The organism is Streptomyces sp. MB09-02B, assembly GCF_033794485.1.
In the GTDB taxonomy this organism is placed as follows: Bacteria; Actinomycetota; Actinomycetes; order Streptomycetales; family Streptomycetaceae; genus Streptomyces.
The window spans coordinates 1-23,651 of record NZ_JARGEE010000104.1 but is presented as its reverse complement, the minus strand read 5'-3'; the positions used below and the strand labels follow the sequence as shown (position 1 = coordinate 23,651).

19 protein-coding genes are annotated in these 23,651 nt (G+C 70.2%); 9 read left to right on the top strand and 10 right to left on the bottom strand.

Going from position 1 to position 23,651, the window contains the following annotated elements; translation table 11 throughout:
• The first annotated feature begins 76 nt into the window (after positions 1–76).
• From P1P70_RS17135 to P1P70_RS17125, 3 genes are all read left to right on the top strand, one after another.
• Positions 77–1,273, top strand: a complete 1,197-nt coding sequence (locus P1P70_RS17135) for an LCP family protein (RefSeq protein ID WP_319238182.1) — start codon at positions 77–79, stop codon at positions 1,271–1,273.
• 244 nt (positions 1,274–1,517) lie between these two features.
• Entirely contained in the window at positions 1,518–3,269 is a 1,752-nt protein-coding gene (locus tag P1P70_RS17130; RefSeq protein WP_319238178.1) for an LCP family protein, read from the top strand.
• A gap of 288 nt (positions 3,270–3,557) precedes the next feature.
• Positions 3,558–5,312, top strand: a complete 1,755-nt coding sequence (locus P1P70_RS17125) for an LCP family protein (RefSeq protein WP_319238175.1) — start codon at positions 3,558–3,560, stop codon at positions 5,310–5,312.
• An 81-nt stretch (positions 5,313–5,393) separates the two neighbouring features.
• Here P1P70_RS17125 and P1P70_RS17120 read toward each other — a convergent pair whose 3' ends face one another.
• Positions 5,394–6,422 carry a glycosyltransferase family 2 protein gene (locus tag P1P70_RS17120; RefSeq protein ID WP_319238172.1) on the bottom strand — a complete coding sequence of 343 codons (1,029 nt, stop codon included), beginning with the start codon at positions 6,420–6,422 and terminating at the stop codon, positions 5,394–5,396.
• Positions 6,423–6,643: 221 nt separating this feature from the next.
• On the opposite strand from P1P70_RS17120, the gene P1P70_RS17115 reads away from it, so the two are divergent.
• The gene (locus P1P70_RS17115; RefSeq protein ID WP_413471482.1) at positions 6,644–8,008 is read left to right on the top strand and encodes an LCP family protein; all 1,365 of its coding nucleotides are present in this window, start codon (positions 6,644–6,646) and stop codon (positions 8,006–8,008) included.
• 186 nt (positions 8,009–8,194) lie between these two features.
• Positions 8,195–9,475: an LCP family protein gene (locus tag P1P70_RS17110; RefSeq protein WP_319238167.1), complete on the top strand. Its 1,281-nt coding sequence runs from the start codon at positions 8,195–8,197 to the stop codon at positions 9,473–9,475.
• A 68-nt stretch (positions 9,476–9,543) separates the two neighbouring features.
• Here the strand turns inward: P1P70_RS17110 and P1P70_RS17105 are convergent, their stop codons facing one another.
• Positions 9,544–9,909 carry a four-helix bundle copper-binding protein gene (locus P1P70_RS17105; RefSeq protein ID WP_319238165.1) on the bottom strand — a complete coding sequence of 122 codons (366 nt, stop codon included), beginning with the start codon at positions 9,907–9,909 and terminating at the stop codon, positions 9,544–9,546.
• Between the two features lie 105 nt (positions 9,910–10,014).
• A complete protein-coding gene (locus tag P1P70_RS17100; RefSeq protein WP_319238162.1) occupies positions 10,015–11,172 on the bottom strand; it encodes an acyl-CoA dehydrogenase in 1,158 nt (385 codons plus the stop codon).
• Between the two features lie 207 nt (positions 11,173–11,379).
• Here P1P70_RS17100 and P1P70_RS17095 point away from each other — a divergent pair, with 207 nt between their 5' ends.
• Positions 11,380–12,723, top strand: a complete 1,344-nt coding sequence (locus tag P1P70_RS17095; RefSeq protein ID WP_319238159.1) for a UDP-glucose/GDP-mannose dehydrogenase family protein — start codon at positions 11,380–11,382, stop codon at positions 12,721–12,723.
• Between the two features lie 168 nt (positions 12,724–12,891).
• Here P1P70_RS17095 and P1P70_RS17090 read toward each other — a convergent pair whose 3' ends face one another.
• On the bottom strand, positions 12,892–13,398 hold the full coding sequence (locus P1P70_RS17090) for a CGNR zinc finger domain-containing protein (RefSeq protein WP_319238157.1): 507 nt from the start codon (positions 13,396–13,398) through the stop codon (positions 12,892–12,894).
• Between the two features lie 108 nt (positions 13,399–13,506).
• Here P1P70_RS17090 and P1P70_RS17085 point away from each other — a divergent pair, with 108 nt between their 5' ends.
• Complete coding sequence (locus P1P70_RS17085; RefSeq protein WP_319238155.1) at positions 13,507–13,869, top strand: VOC family protein; 363 nt, start codon at positions 13,507–13,509, stop codon at positions 13,867–13,869.
• Between the two features lie 97 nt (positions 13,870–13,966).
• On the opposite strand, the gene P1P70_RS17080 is transcribed toward P1P70_RS17085, so the two are convergent.
• The 4 genes from P1P70_RS17080 to P1P70_RS17065 form a co-directional block, all read right to left on the bottom strand.
• Entirely contained in the window at positions 13,967–15,262 is a 1,296-nt protein-coding gene (locus tag P1P70_RS17080; RefSeq protein ID WP_319238153.1) for a dipeptidase, read from the bottom strand.
• Positions 15,263–15,412: 150 nt separating this feature from the next.
• On the bottom strand, positions 15,413–16,591 hold the full coding sequence (locus P1P70_RS17075) for a dipeptidase (RefSeq protein WP_319238151.1): 1,179 nt from the start codon (positions 16,589–16,591) through the stop codon (positions 15,413–15,415).
• A gap of 47 nt (positions 16,592–16,638) precedes the next feature.
• Positions 16,639–17,175, bottom strand: coding sequence for a 5-(carboxyamino)imidazole ribonucleotide mutase (purE, locus tag P1P70_RS17070; protein WP_319238149.1), 537 nt, complete (start codon positions 17,173–17,175; stop codon positions 16,639–16,641).
• Positions 17,172–18,332: a 5-(carboxyamino)imidazole ribonucleotide synthase gene (locus P1P70_RS17065; RefSeq protein WP_319238146.1), complete on the bottom strand. Its 1,161-nt coding sequence runs from the start codon at positions 18,330–18,332 to the stop codon at positions 17,172–17,174. Before P1P70_RS17065 ends, purE begins: the two co-directional genes overlap by 4 nt.
• Positions 18,333–18,604: 272 nt before the next feature.
• Between P1P70_RS17065 and P1P70_RS17060 the strand changes: the two genes are divergently transcribed.
• The gene (locus P1P70_RS17060) at positions 18,605–19,147 is read left to right on the top strand and encodes a GtrA family protein (protein WP_413471481.1); all 543 of its coding nucleotides are present in this window, start codon (positions 18,605–18,607) and stop codon (positions 19,145–19,147) included.
• Between the two features lie 74 nt (positions 19,148–19,221).
• Here P1P70_RS17060 and P1P70_RS17055 read toward each other — a convergent pair whose 3' ends face one another.
• Both P1P70_RS17055 and P1P70_RS17050 read right to left on the bottom strand, forming a co-directional pair.
• Positions 19,222–20,490: an ATP-binding protein gene (locus P1P70_RS17055; protein WP_319238141.1), complete on the bottom strand. Its 1,269-nt coding sequence runs from the start codon at positions 20,488–20,490 to the stop codon at positions 19,222–19,224.
• A 245-nt stretch (positions 20,491–20,735) separates the two neighbouring features.
• Positions 20,736–21,413, bottom strand: coding sequence for a response regulator transcription factor (locus tag P1P70_RS17050; RefSeq protein ID WP_239754987.1), 678 nt, complete (start codon positions 21,411–21,413; stop codon positions 20,736–20,738).
• Positions 21,414–21,892: 479 nt separating this feature from the next.
• Here P1P70_RS17050 and P1P70_RS17045 point away from each other — a divergent pair, with 479 nt between their 5' ends.
• Positions 21,893–23,437 (top strand): oligopeptide:H+ symporter, encoded by a 1,545-nt coding sequence (locus P1P70_RS17045; protein ID WP_319238137.1) that lies wholly within the window; start codon positions 21,893–21,895, stop codon positions 23,435–23,437.
• The last annotated feature ends 214 nt before the right edge of the window (positions 23,438–23,651 follow it).

Here is a 23,651-nt window from a genome sequence, read left to right as displayed (position 1 = left end):
GCCGCCCCACTGCCCCCTCCCGCGCCATCGTCGTAAGAGCAACGACTCGCTCGTACGCCGTGAGGGGTGGCCGGAAGTGGACGACGTCGGAGGGCAGGCGCCCGGGCTGGGGCCCGGTGCGGGCGGTTCGCCCACCGGGCTCGGGCCCCGGCGTCGGCGTCGACGGCGGTGGGGACGGTGGGTGGCGAGCGGCGCCGCCCTGATGGTCGTCGGAGCCCTGGGGGTGGGCTGGGCGGCGTACCAGAAGCTGGACGGGAACATCACCTCGGACCGGTCGGCGGCGGACGAGCTGGCGCGGTACGAGAAGGAGCGGCCGACGGCGCTGGTGCGGGGCGCGCAGAACATCCTCGTCATCGGGTCGGACTCGCGGTCGGGGGACGAGAACGGCGAGTACGGGCGGGACTCGGGCACCGAGCGGTCCGACACGACGATCCTGCTGCATCTCGCGGCGGACCGGCGCAGCGCGACCGCGGTGTCGCTGCCCCGGGATCTGATGGTGGACGTGCCGAGCTGCCGGCGGCCGGACGGCAGTCGCACCGAACCGGTGTTCACCATGTTCAACTACGCGTTCCAGAACGGCGGTTCGGCCTGCACGATTCGCACCGTCGAGCGCATGACCGATATCCGGATCGACCATCACGTCGTGGTGGACTTCAGTGGCTTCAAGGAGATGGTCGACGCCGTGGACGGCGTCGAGGTGTGCCTCACCGAACCCATTCACGACAAGCAGGCCGAACTGCGGCTGCCCGCGGGCAGGGTGAAACTCGACGGGGAACAGGCACTGGGATACGTACGGGCGCGCAAGTCACTGGGTGACGGCAGCGACACCGAGCGGATGGACCGGCAGCAGCGGTTCCTGGCGGCACTGGCGGCGAAGGTGCGCGGCAATAACGTCCTGCTGAATCCCGTGAAGCTCTATCCGGTGCTCGACGCGGCCACCTCGTCACTCACCACGGACCCGGGACTGGCGAGTCTGCGCGGACTCTACGATCTTGTGCGCGGCCTGCGCACGATCCCCATGGAAAAGGTGCAATTCCTGACCGTTCCCCGGAAGTCGTATGCGTACGACGCCAATCGTGACGAGCTCGTCGAGCCGGCGGCGCAGAGCCTTTTCGCACGGCTGCGCGCCGACGCACCCGTGGCGGTGGCGCGAGAACTGCCCGAGGGGACACGGGAAGGACATGCGGAAGAGCTTTCGGGAAGCCTCTCCGGAACACCCGATCCGGTGCCGACTTTCCGGGGCAGTACGGCCGCGGAGAAGGACTGCGGATGACTCCGCAGCGGTTCCACGGGTAAAGCGCACGTCAACACAAAGAACAAATGCTCTAGGAAATGGGCGGATTGCCCGGTTGTAGGGGCGTGCAATGTGTCACCGCCGTCGCTCGGCGCCTGATCGTGCGGCTAGTGTGAGCGATCCGGTGTGTCAGGCCTTCCGGTCACGCACCACTTGCAGCGAGACCCGAGCGTCTTTTGAGGGGGAAGACGCCGCGTGGCCCCGACGGAGGAATCAGACAACCGTGGACGCGCAAGGCCGTGGGCGGGCGGACGACATCGACCCCGCAGACCAGTGGGTACTCAACCCGAACACCGGTGAATACGAACTGCGACTGACCCCTTCCGCACCGCAGTCGGCGGTGCCGAGGCCGCGTCGGGCCGCGCCCGCCGCGGCGGGCGCCAGGGCAGCGGGGAACGGTGCGTCCACGCGCTCCGCGTCGGCGGGCACGGACACCCGGGAGATCCCCGACACCCTGCCGGGACCCCGGCGCCGCCGGGGCACGCCCGAGGAGGAGCCGCTGCCGGGCCGCCGCAGCGGCCGGGGCAAGAGCAAGCCCAAGAAGTCGACGGGCAAGCGGATACTGGTGTGGACCGGTGGCACGCTGGCCTTCGTGCTGGTCGGGGTGAGCACCGCGGGCTACCTCTACTACCAGCACCTCAACAACAACATCAAGAAGATCTCGGACGACGGCGCCGGCACCGGCGGCTTCAGCAAGGACCGGGCGATCAACCTGCTGGTGATCGGCACGGACAAGCGGACCGGCGCGGGCAACGGGAGCTACGGCGACAAGGACAGCGTCGGCCACGCCGACACCACGATCCTGTTGCACGTGTCCAAGGACCGCACGAACGCGACCGCGATGAGCATCCCGCGCGACATGATCGTGGACGTCCCGGACTGCCTCACCACACAGGAGGACGGCTCCAAGAAGAACATCCGGGGCACCCCGAACGTCCGGTTCAACACGAGCCTCGGCCAGTACGGCCGTACGCCGAGCTGCACGATGCGCACCGTGGAGGAGCTGACCGGGATCAAGTCGGACCACTTCATGGTGGCCGACTTCAACGCGGTGAAGACGCTCTCCACGGCCATCGGCGGTGTCGAGGTGTGCCTGGAGAAGGACATCAAGGACTCCAAGTCCAAGCTGGACCTCACCGCGGGCAAGCACACCATCGAGGGCGAGGAGGCGCTGGCGTTCCTGCGCACCCGCTACAGCGTGGGCCTCGGCAGCGACCTGAGCCGGATCGAGCTGCAGCAGCAGTTCCTCAGCTCGATGATCCGCCAGATGAAGTCCAAGGACACGCTCACCGACCCGACGAAGGTGCTGGACCTCGCGGAGGCCGCCACCAGCGCGTTGTCGGTCGACTCGACGATCTCCGACATCAAGAAGCTGGCCTCGCTCGGCCAGGAGGTCGGCAAGGTCAAGACGAAGAACATCACCTTCACCACCGTGCCGGTCATCGACAACACCGACGGTGCGACCGTGCTGCCCAAGCCGCAGAGCGCCCAGCAACTCTTCGACACCATCAGGAGCGACATCTCGCTCACCGAGGTGAAGAAGCAGAAGAAGGAGAAGGAGGCCGCGAAGCTCAAGGGCGCGCGCGCCGACGCCTCCGAGGTCCGGGTCAGCGTCTACAACGGCGGTGCCCAGGCCGGCAGCGCACAGGCCACGCTCAGCTGGCTGCAGAACGATGTCGGCGTGACCAAGTCCAGCCAGCTCGGCAACGCCGACAAGACGTTGTCGAAGACGACCCTCGCGTACGACCCGGACCAGGCCGACCAGGCGCGCAAGCTGGCCGACCTCATGGGTCTGTCCGCGTCCGCGCTGAAGCCCGGCAAGGGCAACAGCGAGACCAACTCGCAGGGCCTGCCCTCGATGGTGCTGACCCTGGGCAAGGACTTCGGGGGAGCCGGGGTGCCGCTCAGCGGGGGCTCGGCAGCCGATCTGGACGTCCAGAAGAACACCGCGGACAAGGAAAAGTGCGCCAGTTGATGACCTGACGGGGTCGTGGCGCGTCCTACCGGACGCGAGCAGCAAGACAGCCGAGAGATCCGGTGGTGCACCGGGCGGGCGCGAGGACGCGCCCGCCCGGTCGGTTCTGAATGTCGTCGAACGTGCCGTGGGGCGGTACGCGCCGCCCCGCCGACCCGTGTCCGCATGTCATCCGGTCGGAACACATGACGCGTTCAACAGAACATGAGTACATCCAGGTTGGGTTCTCGACGGTCCAACAGGAGGCGGGGACGGCCCCGCCACGGCAGGGTGGGGAGGGGCAGGGAGATGGTACGGAGCGACGTGCGCGGGGACGGGGGGCGACCGCGTGTCGACGAACCCGGCGAGCAGGACGGGGATCTGGACGGGGAACTGGACGGGGACCTGGATCCGAAGGACGAGGCGTCCGGCTCGGACGGCGACGGCGACGGTGCCGGTGACGGTGCCGGTGCCGGTGCCGGTGCCGGTGCCGGTGCCGGTGACGCCAGGGTGCCCGCGCAGTGCGGACGGAAGCGCCGCGACGGCGGAGGTGGGGGCCGGGGGCGCGCGAAGGCCCCCGGGAGGCCCCGGCGCAGACGGGTGCTGCGCTGGTCGGCGACGATCCTGGCGGTCGTGATACTCGGCACCGCCGGTGCCGGTTATCTCTACTACCAGCACCTCAACGGCAACATCAAGAAGGAGAAGCTGAACCTCGGCGACACGAAGATCGCCGAGCCGACGCCGAACGCGGCCGGCCAGACCCCGCTGAACATCCTGCTGATCGGTTCGGACGCCCGGGACACCGCGGAGAACCAGAAGCTCGGCGGCGCCAAGGAGAACTTCAACGGGCCGGCCCTCGCGGACGTCCAGATGCTGCTGCACCTGTCCGCCGACCGCAGCAACATGTCGGTCGTCAGCATGCCCCGCGACACCCTGCTGGACATCCCCAAGTGCACCGACCCCGACAGCGGCGAGGTGTACGAGGCGCTCACCCATGTGATGACCAACCGGTCGCTGGATCGCGGCGGCCCCGGCTGCTCGGTCGCCACCTGGGAGAAGCTGACCGGGATCCGCATCGACCACTTCATGATGGTCGACTTCTCCGGTGTGGTGTCGATGGCCGACGCGATCGGCGGCGTGCCGGTCTGCGTGGACGCCAACATCTACTCGCACACCAGCGACGGCAAGGGCTCGGGGCTGAAGCTGGAGGAGGGCACCACCTACATCAAGGGCAAGCAGGCCCTGCAGTGGCTGCGCACCCGGTACGGCTTCGAGGACGGCAGCGACATCGCGCGCGCCAAGGCCCAGCACCAGTACATGAACGCGATGGTCCGCGAACTGCGCGAGAACGCCACGATCACCAACCCGAACAAGCTGCGCAACCTCGCCGAGGAGGCCACCGACGCGCTCACCGTCGACGAGGGCCTCGGTGACGTCGCCAAGCTCTACGACCTCAGCACGGAGCTGCGCAAGGTCGAGCCGGCCCGGATCACGATGACGACGATGCCGTACACGTACGCCGGCGCGCGCGTCGTGCCCAAGGAGGGCGACGCGGAGAAGCTGTTCCGGCTGGTGCGCGAGGACATCGCCCTGGACGGCAAGGACAAGAAGAGGACCACCACCGAGGACGCGACGTCCGACGACCCGGCGGCGGCGAAGGACAAGATCGGGGTGCTGGTGATCAACGGCACCATGACGTCCACCCTCGCCCCCGTCGCGGGGCGCGCGCACACGGTGTCCCAGCTGCTCGTCGAGGACGGCTTCGCCAAGTCCTCGTCCGACTCGACCAACGCGACCACCGAGGACAAGACGGTCGTGCGCTACCCGGGCGCCGAGCTGGAGGGCGACGCCCAGGCGGTCGCCAAGGCCCTCGGCATCCCGCTGGGCCAGGTGGAGAAGTCCACGAACGTCAGCGGTGTCACGCTCGTCGTCGGCGCCGACTGGCGCGAGGGGGAGACGTACGAGGCCGAGAAGGAGGACGACAGGACTCCGGAGTCGGCGGACGCCCTCAACGGCGCGAACAAGAAGGCCTGCATGAAGGTGAATCCAGGGTTCACCTGGTGAGTGCCCGGAACGTCGAGCGGGGCCCCTCCCGGCTGTGGGAGGGGCCCCGCTCGTACGTGCTCGGTGCTCAGCTCTCGGTGCTCAGCTCTCGGTCAACACCGCCGGGCGGCGGGAGGCGATGACCTTCTTCGCCAGCGATCTGGGGCTGGTGAGGAAGCCGAAGCCCCACGACATGTGCATGGTCGCGAGGGCGACGGGGATCTGCAGGCGGGCCTTGAGCGGCAGCCCCCTGCCCGCCGGGACCGAGCCCGCGACGATCGCCGCGAGATAGCCGCCGGGGACGACGAAGCCCAGCGGGGTCACCAGGGCACCCACCAGGGTGCCGGCCACGATCGCGCACACCGCGGTCGGCGGGGCGAGGTAGCGCAGGTTGATGGAGCCCTCGTGGTAGCGGGCGACGACGTGCCGCCAGCGCCCGTAGTCCTTGTACTGCTTGGCGAGCGCCTTGACGCTGGGCCGGGGCCGGTACGACACCCGCAGTTCGGGCGAGAACCAGATGAGGCCGCCCGCCTCACGGATGCGGAAGTTCAGCTCCCAGTCCTGGGCGCGGATGAACTCCACGTTGTAGCCGTCCTGCCGCTCCAGCGCCTCGCGCCGGAAGACACCGAGGTAGACCGTCTCGGCCGGACCCGCCTCGCCGCCCGTGTGGAAGGCGGCGTTGCCGACCCCGATCTTCGAGGTCATCGCGGCGGCGACCGCGTGCTCCCAGTCGTTCTCGCCCTCGGCGTGCATGATGCCGCCGACGTTCTGCGCGCCGGTCTCCTCCAGGAGCCGGACGGCGGTGGCGATGTAGTTCGGCGAGAGGATGCCGTGGCCGTCGACGCGGACCACGATCGGGTGGCGGGAGGCCTTGATCGCGGCGTTGAGGGCGGCGGGCGTCCGGCCGGTGGGGTTCGGGACCGTGTGGACGCGCGGGTCTTCGCGTACGAGCTCGGCGGCGATCTCGTCCGTGTGGTCCGTGGACGGACCGAGGGCGATCACGACCTCCATCTCGCCGGCGTACTCCTGCGCGAGGATCGCTTGGACGGCTCCGCGCAGATGCCGCTCCTCGTTGAGAACGGGCATGATCACGGACACGGCGGGGAGCTGCACGTCGGGCTTGGCGTTCATAGGGGGCTCACGTTACCGCGAACGGGGGACACGAACGCGCGCCGCCCGGTCGCGTGCGCGGGGCGCGGATGCCGGGATCCTACGGTGCTCAAGGTTCTCTGACTTCTCCCCTTCCCCTGACCGGTCTCGCGGAGGTGTCCCCCGTGTCCGCACCGCCCAGCCGTCCAGCCCGTCCGCAGCAGCCCCGGCCCCCCGTGCCCCCCCGGCGGCGGAGCTGGGCCATGCGGGCGGTGACCACGCTCTCGGTGGTGGTGCTGGCCGCCGCCGGCATCGGGCACGCGGTGGTGACCCGCCTGGACGGCGAGATCAAGCGGGTCGACGCCTTCAAGGACATGAAGAACCGCCCCGAGCCGGGCCACGGCATGAACGTGCTGCTGGTCGGCACCGACGGCCGCGACCGCATCAGCGAGCGGGAGCGGCGCCGGTACCGGCTGGGCGGGGCCCCCTGCCACTGCACGGACACGATGATGATCGTGCACATCTCGGAGGACAGGGAGCGCGCGAGCGTCGTGAGCCTGCCGCGCGACTCGTACGCCGAGACGCCCGAGCACACCGACCGCGCCACCGGGAAGGTCCTGCGCTCCCACCCGATCAAGTTGAACGCGGCCTACGCGGAGGGCGGGCCGCAGCTCACCGTGCGCACGGTCGAGCACATGACCAAGGTGAAGATCGACCACTACGTCGAGGTCGACTTCACCAGCTTCATGCGGACCGTCGACGTCCTCGGCGGCGTCGAGATCTGCACCACCCGGTCCCTCAAGGACTCCTACACCGGCCTCGACCTGGACGCGGGCACCCATGAGCTGGACGGCGGCGAGGCCCTCCAGTACGTCCGTTCCCGGCACGCCGACGGCTCCTCCGACCTGGGCCGGATGAAGCGCCAGCAGCGGTTCATGGCGTCCCTGATGTCCCAGGCCACCTCCTCCGGGGTGCTGCTCAACCCGATGAAGTTCCGCGACATCACGCAGGCCGTCCTCGGTTCCGTCCGCGCCGACAAGGAGTTCGGCACCGGTGAGCTGATCGACCTCGGCCGCGCGATGCGGAACCTCACCCCGGCCTCGTCGGAGTTCACCACCGTGCCCATCGGACGCATGGGGTACACCGTTAAGGGCGTCGGCTCGACCCTGAAGTGGGACGACACCAAGGCTGCCCGCCTCTTCGACGCCCTGCGCGACGACCGCCCCCTCGCGCCCTACAAGGCGCGCGGCTCGTACGCCCTCGTCGACGTGGCCCCGCAGCAGATCCGCGTCCAGGTCGAGAACGGCACGGCCGTCCCGGGCCTCGGCAGGAAGGTCGACCGTCAGCTGGCCGCCACCGGCTTCCGCACCACCAAGGCCCCGGTCAACGCCCCGCGGCCGAACGTCACCCGCACCCTGGTCCTCCACGACCCCCGCTGGGACCGCTCCGCCCGCTCCCTCGCGGCCGCCCTCCCGGGCTCGGAGCTCCGCCCGGTCCGCGCCCAGGGCCCCACCATGAAGGTGATCGCCGGCACGGACTTCGAGCAGGTCCGCAAGGTGCGCGCCGAGAACCCGGAGCAGGGCGAATCGGGAGTGGTCCGGGGCGACCAGGTGTCCTGCGCCCCGTAGGGGGCGCGGTGACCTGCGCGAGCAACCACGAACAACCCGCACTCGCCCTCAAACCACTCCCCCCTGATCAACAGGCGCCCGGCCCCCTACAAAACCGTGCAATTTGTGTCGGCTTCGCAACAGCCCTGCCTTTGTTTTTCATCGACCCTTGTAAAGCCCACAGCCCGACCCGGCACACTGGGGCGCATGAACGATTGGCCCGAGGGATGGTCCGGCAACAACCGCGGCGGCGACTACGCCCAGCCCGAGGGGCCGCGCGTCATGCGCCAGGTCCGTCGCGGCCCGTCGGCACCCCCTCAGGGTGGTGTGCCCCAGCAGCCGTCGTACGGCGACCCGTACGGTGACGGCCACGGCAACAGCGGCCCCGACCAGCAGCAGTACGGCGGCGGCCACAACAGCGACTACAACACCGGCCAGGTCTACGGCGCCGGCGGCGTGGGCGGCTCCGGTGGTCACGGGGGCGGCCGGGGCGACCGGGGCGCGCCGAACTGGGGGCGTCGTATCAAACTGACCGCGATCACGGTCACCGTGGTGCTGCTCGCGACGACGATCGGCACGTACTTCTGGGCCGACTCCAAGCTGAACCGCGAGGTCGACCTCTCCAAGGTCATCGACCGGCCGGCCGAGGGCGAGGGCACCAACTACCTGATCGTCGGTTCCGACAGCCGCGCGGGCCTGTCCGACGAGCAGAAGAAGGAGCTCCACACCGGGTCCGCCGAGGGCAAGCGCACGGACTCGATGATGATCCTGCACACCGGTTCCAACGGCCCGACGCTGATCTCGCTGCCCCGTGACTCGAACGTCGAGATACCGACGTTCGTGGGCTCCGAGTCCGGCAAGACCTACAAGGGCTCGGGACGCCAGGTGAAGCTGAACGCGGCGTACGCGGAGGACGGGCCCGAGCTGCTCGTCCGTACCGTCGAGGCCAACACGGGGCTGCGCATCGACCACTACGTGGAGATCGGTTTCGCGGGCTTCGCGAACATCGTCGACGCGGTCGGCGGCGTCGAGATCGAGATCCCGAAGGGCGGCATGAAGGACACCAAGTCCGGTGCCGACTTCGAGGCGGGCAAGCAGACCCTCAACGGCGAGCAGGCCCTCGCCTTCGTCCGGACCCGCTACGCCCTCGCGGGCAGTGACCTGGACCGGACGAAGAACCAGCAGAAGTTCCTGGCGGCCCTCGCCAGTCAGACGGCGACGCCGAGCACGGTGCTGAACCCGTTCAGGCTGTACCCGACGATGAGCGCGGGTCTGGACACCCTGATCGTCGACAAGGACATGGGCCTGTTCGACCTGGCCGACATGTTCTGGGCGATGAAGGGCGTGACGGGCGGCGACGGCAAGTCGATGAACATGCCGATCTCCGGAAACGCCGCCAACGGCAACCTCCAGTGGGACACCGCGAAGGTGAAGCAGCTGGTGGAGCAGTTGAAGAACGACGAGACGGTGACGGTGTCGGGCAACTGACCCGGCGGACGACGTGACCGAGGGGCACCTCCCGTCGCAGGGGGTGCCCCTCCGTCATGGGGTCGTGCTCAGGCGGTGGCGCCCGCCATCGTCCGGCACATCTCGGAGCAGCGGCGACACGCCTCGGCGCAGCGCATCATCTGCTGGTCGTCCGGCATGGACATACACGCCTCGGCGCACATGTCACAGGCGCGGGCGCACATCGCGCACATCTCGGCGGACAGCGGCGAGCGGCGCATCATCATGTCCGCGCACATACGGGTCATCTCGGCGCAGTCCATCAGGGCGCGCATGATCTGCATCTGGGCCTGACCGCCGGCCTGCATGCAGGAGCTCATGGTCTCCTCGCACACGCTGTGGCACGTCATGCAGGCGTCGACGCAGTCCTGCATCTCCTTGGTCATCGCGGTCATGTTCCCGGCCTGCTGCGTCATGGCTCCTCCTGGGGGTGGTGGGAGAGCGGGATCCGGGGCCGGATCCCGCGCACCTTCCGTCCTACGCCTCCCCGTCCCCGCCCGCCACCGCGCCGATGGAGGTTGTTACGGCAGGTTCCGCGCCATGACGATGCGCTGGACCTGGTTCGTGCCCTCGTAGATCTGCGTGATCTTGGCGTCGCGCATCATGCGCTCGACCGGGTAGTCGCGGGTGTAGCCATAGCCGCCGAGGAGCTGGACGGCGTCCGTGGTGACCTCCATGGCGACGTCGGAGGCGAAGCACTTGGCGGCGGCGCCCTGGAAGGTGAGGTCCTTGTCGCCGCGCTCGGACTTGGCGGCCGCCTGGTAGGTCAGGGCCCGGGCGGCCTCGATCTTCATGGCCATGTCGGCGAGCATGAACTGGATGCCCTGGAAGTCGGCGATCGGCTTGCCGAACTGCTTGCGCTCCTGGACGTAGCCCTTGGCGTAGTCGAGGGCGCCCTGGGCGACGCCGAGGGCCTGGGCGGCGATGGTGATGCGGGTGTGGTCCAGGGTCTTCATGGCCGTCGCGAAGCCGGTGCCCTCCTCGCCGATGATGCGGTCGGCGGGGATGCGGACGTTGTCCAGGTAGACCTCGCGGGTCGGGGAGCCCTTGATGCCGAGCTTCTTCTCCGGGGCGCCGAATGAGACACCCTCGTCGGACTTCTCGACGACGAACGCGGAGATGCCCTTGGAGCGCTTGTCCGGGTCCGTGACGGCCATGACCGTGTAGTAGTCGGATACGCCCGCGTTGGTGATCCAGCGCTTCACGCCGTTGAGGATCCAGTGGTCGCCGTCGCGGACCGCGCGGGTCTTCATCCCGGCCGCGTCGGAGCCCGCGTCCGGCTCGGAGAGGCAGTACGAGAACATCGCGTCGCCCTTGGCGAGCGGGCCCAGGTACTTCTTCTTCAGCTCCTCGGAGCCGGAGAGCATCACGGGCAGCGAGCCGAGCTTGTTGACGGCGGGGATGAGGGAGGACGACACGCAGGCGCGGGCCACCTCCTCGATCACGATGACCGTGGCGAGCGCGTCGGCGCCGGCGCCGCCGTACTCCTCGGGCACGTGCACGGCGTGCAGGTCGTTGGCGACCAGCGCGTCCAGCGCCTCCTGCGGGAAGCGGGCCTCCTCGTCCACGGCGGCGGCGTGGGGCGCGATCTTCGCCTCGGCGAGGGAACGGATCGCGTCACGGAGCATGTCGTGCTCCTCGGACGGGCGGTACAGGTCGAAATCAGCCGATCCGGCCAAGGTCTCTCACGCTCCTGACGCTAACTACCGTTAAGTAACTCAAATTTTAGAGGGCTGCCCACAGGACTGGTACGTGAGTTTGACGACAGGCCCCGGCCCCCGGGGAATCTGCCCGGTGAAGGGCCCGGACACGCCCCGACTATGCTCAGGCAGCGCACGTCTCCCGCACGCGCGGGCACCCCACGGCCGGACACCCCAGGAGCACCCATGGCCCTCAAGATCACCGTGATCGGCACCGGCTATCTCGGCGCGACACACGCCGCGGCCATGGCCGAGCTGGGGTTCGAGGTGCTCGGGCTCGATGTCGTCGAAGAGAAGATCGACATGCTTCGGCGCGGCGAGGTCCCGATGTACGAGCCGGGCCTGGAGGAGCTGCTGCGCAAGCATGTCGCGGGGATCGAGGGATCCAGCGGGCGGCTGCGCTTCACCACCGACTACGCCGAGGTCGCCGCCTTCGGTGACGTCCACTTCGTCTGCGTGAACACCCCGCAGCGGCACGGCGAGTACGCCTGCGACATGTCCTACGTCGACGCGGCCTTCGCCTCGCTCGCCCCGCATCTGACGGGCCCGGCCCTGGTCGTCGGCAAGTCGACGGTGCCGGTGGGGTCCGCCGACCGGCTGGCCGCGTACCTCGCCGAGCACGCGCCCGCCGGTGAGGACGCCGAGCTGGCCTGGAACCCGGAGTTCCTGCGCGAGGGCTTCGCCGTGAACGACACGCTGCACCCGGACCGGATCGTGGTGGGCGTGCGCAGCGAAAAGGCGGAGAAGCTGCTGCGGGAGGTGTACGCGACGCCGGTCGAGGAGGGCTCCCCGTTCGTCCTCACCGACTTCCCGACCGCCGAGCTGGTGAAGACCTCCGCGAACTCCTTCCTCGCCACCAAGATCTCCTTCATCAACGCCATGGCCGAGGTGTGCGAGGCCGCCGGGGGCGATGTCGCCAAGCTGGCCGAGGCCATCGGGCACGACGACCGGATCGGGAAGAAGTTCCTGCGGGCCGGCATCGGCTTCGGCGGCGGGTGTCTGCCGAAGGACATCCGGGCGTTCATGGCCCGCGCCGGTGAGCTGGGCGCCGACCAGGCCCTGACGTTCCTGCGCGAGATCGACTCCATCAACATGCGCCAGCGCGGCCAGATGGTGGAGCTGGCCCGGCAGGCGCTGGGCGGCGGGTCCTTCCTGGGCAAGCGGGTCGCCGTGCTCGGCGCCACCTTCAAGCCCGACTCCGACGACGTACGCGACTCCCCCGCCCTCAACGTGGCCGGGCAGATCCACCTCCAGGGCGGCCAGGTCACCGTCTACGACCCCAAGGGCATGGACAACGCGCGGCGGATCTTCCCGACGCTCGGGTACGCCGACACCGCGCTGGACGCCGTGCGGGGCGCCGACATCGTGCTGCACCTGACGGAGTGGCAGGAGTTCCGCACGCTGGACCCCGAGGCGCTGGGCGAGGTCGCGTCGACACGGCTCGTGCTGGACGGCCGCAACGCGCTCGACCCTGAGCTGTGGCGCCGTGCGGGCTGGACGTACCGGGCGATGGGGCGGCCGACCGCGTAGGACCGCGTCGGCGGGAGACTCCGTTCCCGGGTCGGGGCAACGGAAGGTGACGCCGTTCCGGCCGACTCGGGGCAACACAAGGTGACGCCGTTCCGGCCGAGGCTCAGTCGGCCGGAACGGCGTCTTTTCCTATTGTCCACGTTCCGGCGCCCGGCGGGGGCGAAGCGCTTACTTCGCTCGGTAGCGGCGCATCTTCGCACGGGCTCCGCACACCTGCATCGAGCACCAGCGGCCGCGTCCGGCCGGGCTGCGGTCGTAGTACGCCCAGTGACAGTCGGAGGCCTCGCAGGCCTTGAGGCGTTGCCAGGTGCCCGCCGTCAGGGCCTCGGCGACGGCCGCGGCCACGCGGGAGAGCAGGGGGGCCGGGTCGGCGGCGGGGCGCAGGCTCGCGGAGCCGTCCTCGGTGGAGACGACGACGACGAGCGGCGCCGCGGCCAGGAGCGTGCCCAGCGGGGTCACCGGGCCGTGCGGGGCGTGACCGGCGTGGGCCAGCAGGGTCGCGCGGAGGGACTCCCGCAGCTCGCGCACCGCCGTGAGGTCCTCGTCCGCCGCCAGGCACAGGCCGGCTCGGGCCTCCGGGGTCTCCAGGGCGTCGGCGCCCGTCTCCAGGTCCAGCGTGTTCACCAGGCTCTCGACGAGGGCCAGGCCGCCGGGGGCGGACCCTCTTGCACTCATGTCCGCGAGGTTACCCGTTATGGGGATGCATAAGGTAACCGTTACTGGTTACCCTCCTCTACAGGTAACCGAAGTTCACGTGAGCAGAGAACGAGCAAGGAGAAGGCCATGGTCATCGCCAAGCTGGATGTCGTCGTTCTGGACTGTCCCGACCCGGCCGCGCTCGCCGGGTTCTACGCCGAGGTGATCGGCGGGAAGGTCAGCGGGGAGGGGGACTGGGTGAATCTGGAGGTACCGGGCGGGGGTGCGCGGCTGGCGTTCCAGAAGGCGCCGGGGTTCGTGGCGCCCGAGTGGCCCTCGGCGGAGCGGTCGCAGCAGTTCCATCTCGACCTGGACGTGGAGGACATGGACGCTGCGGAGAAGGAGGTGCTGGCGCTGGGGGCGACGGTGCTGGACGCGGCGGATCGTGAGCGGGGGTTCCGGGTGTACGCGGATCCTGTGGGGCATCCGTTCTGTCTCTGCCGGAGTTGAGTGCGCGACAGCGGGAGGGGTGCGGGGAGCCGAGTGGCCGCGGGTCGTTCGTGGCTGGTCGCGCAGTTCCCCGCGCCCCTGACGGGGCGTGGCCCCGTCAACCGTCCAGTTCCGCGATCCTCGCCGTCGAGGCTTCCCGGCGGTCGCGTGCCGCCCTCGCCGTGAAGTCGGCGGTGCGCAGGACGCGTTGGACGTTGCCCCAGGTGAGGAGGGCGAGGTCGGGTTCGGACCAGCCCCGGTCCATGAGTTCGGCGACGAGGCGGGGGTAGCAGGAGGCGTCGGTGAGGTCCCGGGGATGGGCCTCGCCGGAGTCGTAGGCGCCGGAGAGGCCGACGCACTCGGGGCCGGCGATCGAGCGGACGTGGTCGAGGTGGTCGGCGACGTCGCGGACCGAGGGGCCGGTCTGCTCGGCGGTGAGCGGCACCATGCACAGGCCCCGCGCCTCGCCCAGCGCGGCGAGGAGGTCGTCGGGGAGGTTGGCGGGGTGGGGCCGCAGCGCGGCGGCCGCCGAGCGGGTGCACACCACCGGGGCGCGGGAGACCGCGAGCGCCCGGCGGACCGTCTCCTCGGAGGCTCCGGAGAGGTCGGCGAGGACGCCTATGCGGTTCATCTCGCGGACCACCTCCTCACCGAACCTGCTCAGCCCGGACTCGCCCGCCCAGGACGCGCCGGCGAGGGTCAGGGCCTTGAGGCCGAGTGTGTGCAGGGAGCGCAGGATGCCGAGGGAGTCGCCGATCGCCGGGGCTCCGGCGGGGCCCAGCAGGACGGCCACCCGACCGCAGTTGCGGGCGTCGGTGGTCTCGCCGGCGCTGTGCGTGAGCCGCAGGCCCTCGGGGTGGGCGTCGACGACCGTCCTGACCAGGTCCAGCTGCTCCAGCGTGGCTCCCACGGCCCGCTCGCCCGCGAGGCCCTCCGGGAGGTGCAGCGACCAGAACAGCGCGCCGATGTGGCCCTTGCGCATGCGCGGCACGTCGGTGTCCACGCCGCCCTCGCCCAGCTCCAGGTCGTACCGGGGCAGCTGGCGCAGCACCCACGGCAGCCCGCTGTACCCGTCGGCGACGGGGTGCGCGACGAGGAAGGCGTCCGCCTCGGCCAGCTCCGGGGAGGGCGAGGACGGCGAGGGGGGTCCGGCGGGTCCGGCCACCACGACGGCTTCGTCGCCGAGGGCCTCGGGGACGTCCGCTCCACCGCGGCGGACGTCGGTCGCGGCATGGGGGCGGACGTCGTCCGCCTCGCCGTCGTCGGGGTGGCCGTCGTCGCCGGGGGCTATCGGCTCCGCCGCCGGTGGGCGCCGGTCGCGTGTGCGCGTGGCCTCGGCGCGGGTGGGGGCGGGGGGCGTGTCGAGCTCGCCGGCCTCCCCCGCGGCTTGCAGTTCGTCCTGCAGATCTGCCATGGCAAACCTCCGTAGCCGTTGGGTGATCGCAGTACTCGTCACCGTGGCACGGAGGCCGCCCGCCTTCCTGGTGGGTGGGGCGTTCGGGTTGAACGGCCGTCGCGGGGCCGCCACTGCGCCACCCGGGTGAGACCCGGGCGGCGCCCTGCGTCACCCGTCCAGCTGGTCCAGCGTCGCGTGGGACGGGCCGGTACGGGCCTGGAGGTCCCGGGCCACGTCCTCAGCCGCGCCCAGCACCCGGACCGCGTTCCGCCAGGTCAGCTTGGCCAGGTCGGTCCGCGACCAGCCCCGGTCGAGCAGCTCGGCGATCAGGTTCGGGTAGCAGGAGACGTCGCCCAGGCCGTCCGGGGTGAAGGCGGTGCCGTCGTAGTCGCCGCCGATGCCGAGGTGGTCGATGCCGGCGACCTCGCGCATGTGGTCGAGATGGTCCGCGACCGTGGCCACGGTGGCGACCGGGCGGGGGTTGCGCTCCTCGAAGGCGCGGTGGACCGCCATCCCCTCGGGGGTGGTGTCGAGGTGGTGCAGACCGTGGACCCGCATGTTCTCGTCGGCGGCGGCCGTCCAGTCGACGGCGGCCTGCAGCACGAACTTCGGCACGAACGTCACCATCGCCACTCCCCCGTTGCCCGGGAGCCGCTCCAGGACGTCGTCCGGGATGTTGCGGGGGTGGTCGCACACGGCCCGTGACGAGGAGTGGGAGAAGATCACCGGGGCGACGGACGCGTCGAGCGCGTCCCGCATCGTCGTCGCGGCCACGTGCGAGAGGTCGACGAGCATCCCCTCACGGTTCATCTCCCGCACCACCGCGCGGCCGAAGTCGGTGAGGCCGCCGGCGGCCGCCTCGTCCGTCGCGGAGTCCGCCCAGGCGATGTTGTGGTTGTGGGTGAGCGTCATGTAGCGGACGCCGAGCGCGTACAGGACCCGCAGCGTGGCGAGGCTGTTGTCGATGGAGTGGCCGCCCTCGGCGCCCATCAGGGAGGCGATCCGGCCCTCGGCCCGGGCCGCCTCCATCTCGGCGGCGGTCAGTGCGGCCCGCAGCTCCGCCGGATGACGGTCGATCAACCGCCGTACGCAGTCGATCTGTTCGAGGGTCGCGGTGACGGCCCCCGGCCGGTCGGAGGGCACGTACACCGACCAGAACTGCGCCCCCACCCCGCCCGCGCGCAGCCGCGCCAGGTCGGTGTGGAGGAAGGTGCTCTGGTCACCCGCGATGTCCCGTGCGTCCAGGTCGTAGCGGACCTGCTCACGCAGCGCCCAGGGCAGGTCGTTGTGCCCGTCCGCGACCGGGAACTCCCGCAGCAGTTCCCTGGCCGCCTCCAGCGATGTCATGGCCATCTCCCCCGTGTCCCCCGTGGTCCCCGTCATGTCGGTTACGTCTACTTCCCGAAGCCGAAGCCGCTGCCCGATCCCTCGACCTTGGTGCGCAGGCGCTTGCCCTTCTCGGTCGCCTGGTCGTTCAGCTCCTGCTGGAACTCCCGCATCCGGCCGCGGAGTTCCTCGTCGTGCGCGGCGAGGATGCGCGCGGCCAGCAGGCCGGCGTTGCGGGCCCCGGCGACGGAGACCGTCGCGACGGGCACTCCGGCCGGCATCTGCACGATCGACAGCAGGGAGTCCATGCCGTCGAGGTACTTCAGCGGCACCGGCACGCCGATGACCGGCAGCGGCGTCACGGAGGCGAGCATGCCGGGCAGGTGGGCGGCGCCGCCCGCACCCGCGATGATCACCTTGAGACCCCGGTCCGCGGCCTCCTCGCCGTACGCGATCATCTCGCGCGGCATCCGGTGCGCCGAGACGACGTCGACCTCGTACGCGATCTCGAACTCGTCGAGGGCCTGCGCGGCGGCCTCCATGACGGGCCAGTCGGAGTCCGACCCCATGACGATGCCCACGACGGGTCCGGCGGCGCTGCTCATTCGGTGATCGTGCCTCTCAGGTAACCGGCGGCGTGACGGGCGCGCTCCAGCACGTCGTCGAGGTCGTCGCCATAGGTGTTGACGTGACCGACCTTACGGCCGGGCTTCACGTCCTTGCCGTACATGTGGATCTTGAGCTTGGGGTCGCGGGCCATGCAGTGCAGGTACGCGGAGTACATGTCCGGGTAGTCGCCGCCGAGGACGTTGACCATGACGGTCCACTTCGCGCGGGGGCGCGGGTCGCCGAGCGGGAGGTCGAGGACGGCCCGCACGTGGTTGGCGAACTGCGAGGTGATCGCGCCGTCCTGGCTCCAGTGGCCGGAGTTGTGGGGGCGCATGGCCAGCTCGTTGACCAGGATGCGGCCGTCGCGGGTCTGGAACAGCTCGACCGCGAGGTGGCCGACCACGTCCAGTTCCTTGGCGATGCGCAGGGCCATCTCCTCGGCGCGCAGGGCGAGTGCCTCGTCCAGGTCGGGCGCGGGGGCGATCACGGTGTCACAGACGCCGTTCACCTGCTGCGACTCCACCACCGGGTAGGCGACGGCCTGGCCGTGCGGCGACCGTACGACGTTGGCCGCCAGCTCCCGTACGAAGTCGACCTTCTCCTCCGCGAGGACCGGGACGCCGGCGCGGAAGGGCTCGGCGGCGTCCTCGACCGACCGGACGACCCAGACGCCCTTGCCGTCGTAGCCGCCGCGGACCGTCTTGAGGATGACCGGAAACCCGTCGCCCTCGGCGCCCTCGGGGAGCCCCTCGGCGGCGAAGGCGGCCACGTCGTCGGGGTCCGCGACGATGCGGTGCCGTGGGCAGGGCACCCCGATCTCGACGAGCTTCGCCCGCATCACGCCCTTGTCCTGGGCGTGCTGGAGCGCTTCCGGGCCGGGGCGGACGGGGATGCCGTCCGCCTCCAGCGCCCGTAGATGCTCGGTGGGTACATGTTCGTGATCGAAGGTGATCACGTCGCAGCCCTGCGCGAACGCACGCAGCGTGTCGAGGTCGCGGTAGTCGCCGATGACGACATCACCGACGACCTGCGCCGCGGAATCCTGAGGGGTGTCACTGAGGAGCTTGAACCTGATGCCGAGCGGGATGCCCGCCTCGTGTGTCATACGAGCGAGCTGGCCACCGCCGACCATGCCGACTACCGGGAACGTCACGCCCCCAGGGTATCGGCCACGGAATCGGCCACTCCCGGGTGCCCGTTTTCCCCGCCCATTTCCCCACTGGACCGGCCCCGGACCTCCTCCGTACCCCGGCTGTGAGCTTCTGCACAGGCATGGGCCAGGGGCGCTGGTTAGCATGGCGTAACCAGTGGATATCGACCGAAGATCAACTCATTTCTGATCATTCAGATCTTTTCGGACGGGACAGCAACCGGCTGACCACCGGCACGACACCGACCGGAACCGAACGACGGGGGCCGCACACGATGGGACGTACCAGCTCGGGGCTTGATATGAGGCCCCGCGGCGCCCTGCGCCGCCGACTCGACCTGCTGGTGCGTGAGGTCGCCAAATTCGGCGCGGTGGGCGGTGCGGGGCTGCTGGTGAACCTCGGGGTGTTCAACCTCGTGCGGCACACCACCGAGCTCCAGGTGGTCCGGGCCAGCGTCATCGCCACGGTCGTGGCCATCGCGTTCAACTACGTGGGCTTCCGCTACTTCACGTACCGGGACCGCGACAAGAGCGGCCGTACGAAGGAGCTGTCGCTGTTCCTGCTGTTCAGCGCGGTCGGCCTGGTCATCGAGAACGGTGTCCTCTACACGGCCACGTACGGCTTCGACTGGGACACCCCCCTGCAGTCCAACATCTTCAAGTTCCTCGGCATCGGCGTCGCGACCCTCTTCCGGTTCTGGTCGTACCGCACCTGGGTGTTCCGGGCTCTCCCGGCCCGGGAGACGGTGGCCGGTGCGGAATCGTTCCTCGAAGCGAAGGCCACCCACCCGCCGACGGTCACCGGCAAACGCCGCTGAGGGGGGCGCGACCCGCGCCTGCTGAGGGGGCCCGCCCCCCCTTCCGAACGCGCCCGCGCCCGCGCCCGCGCCCGCTAGCGCACCGGTCGGGTGTCGCCGGACGGCGTGCGGACCGGCGTGCGGGACAGGAACAGTCCGAACACCGGCGGCTGCGCCTGGAGCATCTCCAGGCGGCCGCCGTCGGCCTCGGCGAGGTCGCGTGCCACGGCCAGCCCGATGCCCGTCGAGTTGCGCCCGCTGATCGCCCGCTCGAAGATCCGCGCGCCGAGGTCGGCGGGCACACCGGGCCCCTCGTCGGTGACCTCGATCACCGCCTGGTTCCCGGTGACCCGTGTGCGCAGCGCCACCGTGCCGCCCCCGTGCATCAGCGAGTTCTCGATCAGCGCGGCCAGCACCTGGGCGACCGCGCCCGGCGTGCCCACGGCCTGGAGATGCCGCTTGCCGGAGCTGACGACGGCCCGACCGGCGCTGCGGTAGGCCGGCCGCCACTCCTCCAGCTGCTGCTTGATGACCTCGTCGAGTTCGAAGGAGACGGCGGAGCCGTTGCGGGGGTCGCGGGAGTTGGTGAGGAGGCGCTCCACGACGTCCGTGAGGCGCTCGACCTGGGTGAGCGCGATGTGCGCCTCCTCCTTCACCGTGTCGATGTCGTCGGTGAGGGTGATCTCCTCCAGCCGCATCGACAGTGCGGTCAGCGGCGTGCGCAGCTGGTGGGACGCGTCGGCCGCGAGCCGCCGCTCGGCGGTGAGCATGCGGCCGATGCGCTCGGCGGAGGCGTCCAGCACGTCCGCGACCCGGTCCAGCTCGGGGACGCCGTACCGCTTGTGGCGGGGGCGCGGGTCGCCGGAGCCGAGCCGTTCGGCGGTCTCGGCGAGGTCGGTGAGGGGGGAGGCGAGGCGGTTGGCCTGGCGTACGGCGAGGAGGACGGCCGCGATGACGGCCAGCAGGGCGACGGCCGCGATGATCAGCAGCGTGCGGCCGACCTCGCGGCTGACCGCCGAGCGGGACTCCTCGACCGTGACGACCTCGTCCTTCTCGCCCTTGGCCTGGTGACTGATGACGTCGCCGACGGGCTTGTCGCCGATCTCGATCGTGGACTGGCCGGGGATCTCGATACGGGCGTAGCGCTCGTCGCCGACCTGGTCCCGGAGGACCTCGGCGGTGATCCTCTCGTCGCCGATGATCCGGCTGTCCACGATGCTCGTCAGCTGGACGGCCTCGGACTCGACGCGTTCCTCGGCGCTGTTGCTGATCGTGCGGGTCTCGACGATGACCAGGGAGACGCCGAAGACGGCGATGACCACGAGGACCACGGCGAGGGTGGACTGGATGAGACGGCGACGCACGGTTGCCCTCCGGGCGGGGCGGGTTTTCTGGACCTCTGATGGGCCTCTGATGGGCCTCTGATGGGACCTCTGACTGGACCTCTGATTGTGCGCCACCCGGCGCCTGGCGCTGAACGGGGGTCGGTGCCGGGGCGCAGCCCCGCAAAGGGCGCGGAGAACTGCGCGACCAGCCACAACGGACCCCGCGGCCGCCACACGACCCACGCCCCGAGCTGTGTGGCGCCCGGGTCAGCACCCGGCAGGCATCAGTTCTTCTCGAACCGGAAGCCGACCCCGCGCACCGTCGCGATGTACCGCGGGTTCGCCGCGTCGTCGCCCAGCTTCTTGCGCAGCCAGGAGATGTGCATGTCGAGGGTCTTCGTCGACGACCACCAGGTGGTGTCCCAGACCTCGCGCATCAGCTGGTCACGGGTGACGACCCGGCCGGCGTCGCGCACGAGCACCCGCAGCAGGTCGAACTCCTTGGCGGTGAGCTGGAGCTCCTCGTCGCCCATCCACGCCCGGTGGGACTCGACGTCGATCCGCACCCCGTGCGTGGCGGGCGGCTGCGCCGGCTCCGCCGCGCCGCGCCGGAGCAGCGCCCGGACACGGGCGAGCAGCTCGGCCAGCCGGAAGGGCTTGGTGACGTAGTCGTCGGCACCCGCGTCGAGGCCCACGACGGTGTCCACCTCGTCGGCGCGCGCGGTCAGGATGAGGATCGGGATGGCGTGTCCCTCGGCGCGCAGCCGGCGGGCGACCTCCAGGCCGTCCATGCCGGGCAGCCCCAGGTCCAGGACGACCAGGTCGACGCCCCCCTGCATTCCGGCGTCCAGCGCGGTGGGGCCGTCCTCGCGGACCTCCACCTCGTACCCCTCCCGGCGCAGTGCGCGGGCCAGCGGCTCCGAGATGGACGCGTCGTCCTCGGCGAGCAGTACACGGGTCATGGAGTGATGGTAGTCCGCCGAGAACCGCAGGTGGAGGGTGTTCGGCGAGCACGATTCACACCTTTGTCCAACGGTTCTCTTACTCTCCCGGGGCATGATCCACCGCGGTGGGCGTTTCATCCGTCACCGGTGAAGATCCGGGTCGCCACGTGGAGACGACGGCCGGGTTCGGTGGGGATCGCGCGCGGGTCCCGTGAACGGGGCGTCGCCGCGCCGTGCCCTGTGCGGCCCCTTCCTGGGCCCGCACGATGCGAGCCCCTGGTTGACCTTCGAATATGCGATCGCCAGGGTCTTCTTACCTGTGATCCGGCTCTCAAGGCCTTCCGGTTCCTGCATCATCCTGGCGTATGGTGACGGAACGCCTGTAGCTACACGTGGGGACCTTTGGCGGCATATCAGCGCTGAAGGTCTCTTTTGTGTGCGGAACAACCTCTGGGCGCGCCCCCACGTGCGCCGTCCCGACACTGCAAGGAACGACCATGGCGTCCAGCCTGACGAAGGACTCGGCCGGCCGGGGAACCCCCGGCACCGAGGGCACCTTCTTCGGCCACCCCCGCGGACTGGCCACTCTCTTCATGACCGAGATGTGGGAACGATTCTCCTACTACGGCATGAAGGCTCTCCTCACCGTCTACCTGCTCTCCGGCGGCCCCGACGCCGGCAAGGGCAGCATGGGTGGCGGTCTGGCCATGGACCTGGCCACCACCACCACGATCGTCGCCGTCTACTCGGCGATGGTGTACCTGCTCGCGATGCCCGGCGGCTGGCTCGGTGACCGGGTCTGGGGCCCCCGCAAGACGGTGACGATCGCGGCGGTCACCATCATGTCCGGGCACCTGGTACTCGCCCTGCCGGGCGGTCAGGCACCGTTCTTCGCGGGCCTCGCGCTGGTCGCGGCCGGCTCCGGTCTGCTGAAGGCCAACATCTCCACGATGGTGGGCCACCTGTACGACGGCCCCGAGGACCCGCGGCGCGACGGCGGCTTCACGATCTTCTACATGGGCATCAACGCAGGTGCCTTCTTCGCCCCGCTGGCCATCGGCACCGTCGGCCAGGAGGTCAACTGGCACCTCGGCTTCGGTCTGGCGGCGGTCGGCATGGCCGTCGGTCTGGCCGTGTTCCTCGCCGGCAGCCGGAACCTGAGCCCGCAGAGCGACGTCGTCCCGAAGCCGCTTGCGGCCGAGGAGCGCGCCACCTGGCTGCGCAAGGGCCTGCTCTGGCTGGCCGTCGCGGCCGTCTTCTACGGCGCCGTGGGCCTCAGCGGCCACTTCACCCTGAACTGGGCGATGATCCCGCTGACGGTCATAGGTCTGGTCGTCCCGGCCGGTGTGCTGCTGCGCATCAAACGGGACAAGGAGCTGACCACCGCCGAGCAGTCGAAGATGACCGGCTACATCTGGTTCTTCGTGGCCGCCGCCGTGTTCTGGATGATCTACGACCAGGGCGCGTCCACGGTCCAGGCGTTCGGCTCGAACGACGAGAAGGTGGCCGGCTCGCTGCTCGGCTTCGGCTTCCCGACCTCCTGGTACCAGTCGCTGAACCCGCTGTTCATCATGGCACTGGCCCCGGTGTTCGCCTGGCTCTGGCTGTGGCTCAACCGCCGGGGCAGGGAGCCCAGTACAGCAGTGAAGTTCGCGATGGCCCTGGTGCTCGTCGGTGTCTCGTTCTTCTTCTTCCTGATTCCGCTGGGCATGGCGGCGGACGGCACCCTGGCCAGCCCGATGTGGTTGGTGGGCATCTACTTCATCCAGACGGTCGGTGAGCTGTGTCTCTCCCCCGTCGGCCTGTCGGTGACGACGAAGATGGCGCCCGCCAAGTACGCCAGCCAGATGATGGGCGTCTGGTTCCTCGCGGTCACCGCGGGCGACTCGATCACCGGCCTGCTCTCCAACCCGGCCGTCGGCGGCTTCGACCTCAGCGGCACCGGCATGGTCGCCGTCGAGGCCACCCTCGCCGTCCTGGCCGGCTTCGCGATCTACATGTACCGCAAGAAGGTCAGGGCCCTGACGGGCGACGTCAACTGAGACCGGCCGCCCCGACGTCCGTGGAAGGGCCGCTGCACCCGGCGGCCCTTTCAGGTGTCCTCCGGCGACGAGGAGAGGCGCGCGGCCCGTGCCACCCCCGCGTCCGTGTCTGTGTCCGCGCACGTGTCTGGGTCCGTGTCCGCGCAGGTGTCCGCGTCCGGTGTGAACCACGGCAGGGTCGTACCGGTACGGGGCGGGGCCTAATACACATCTA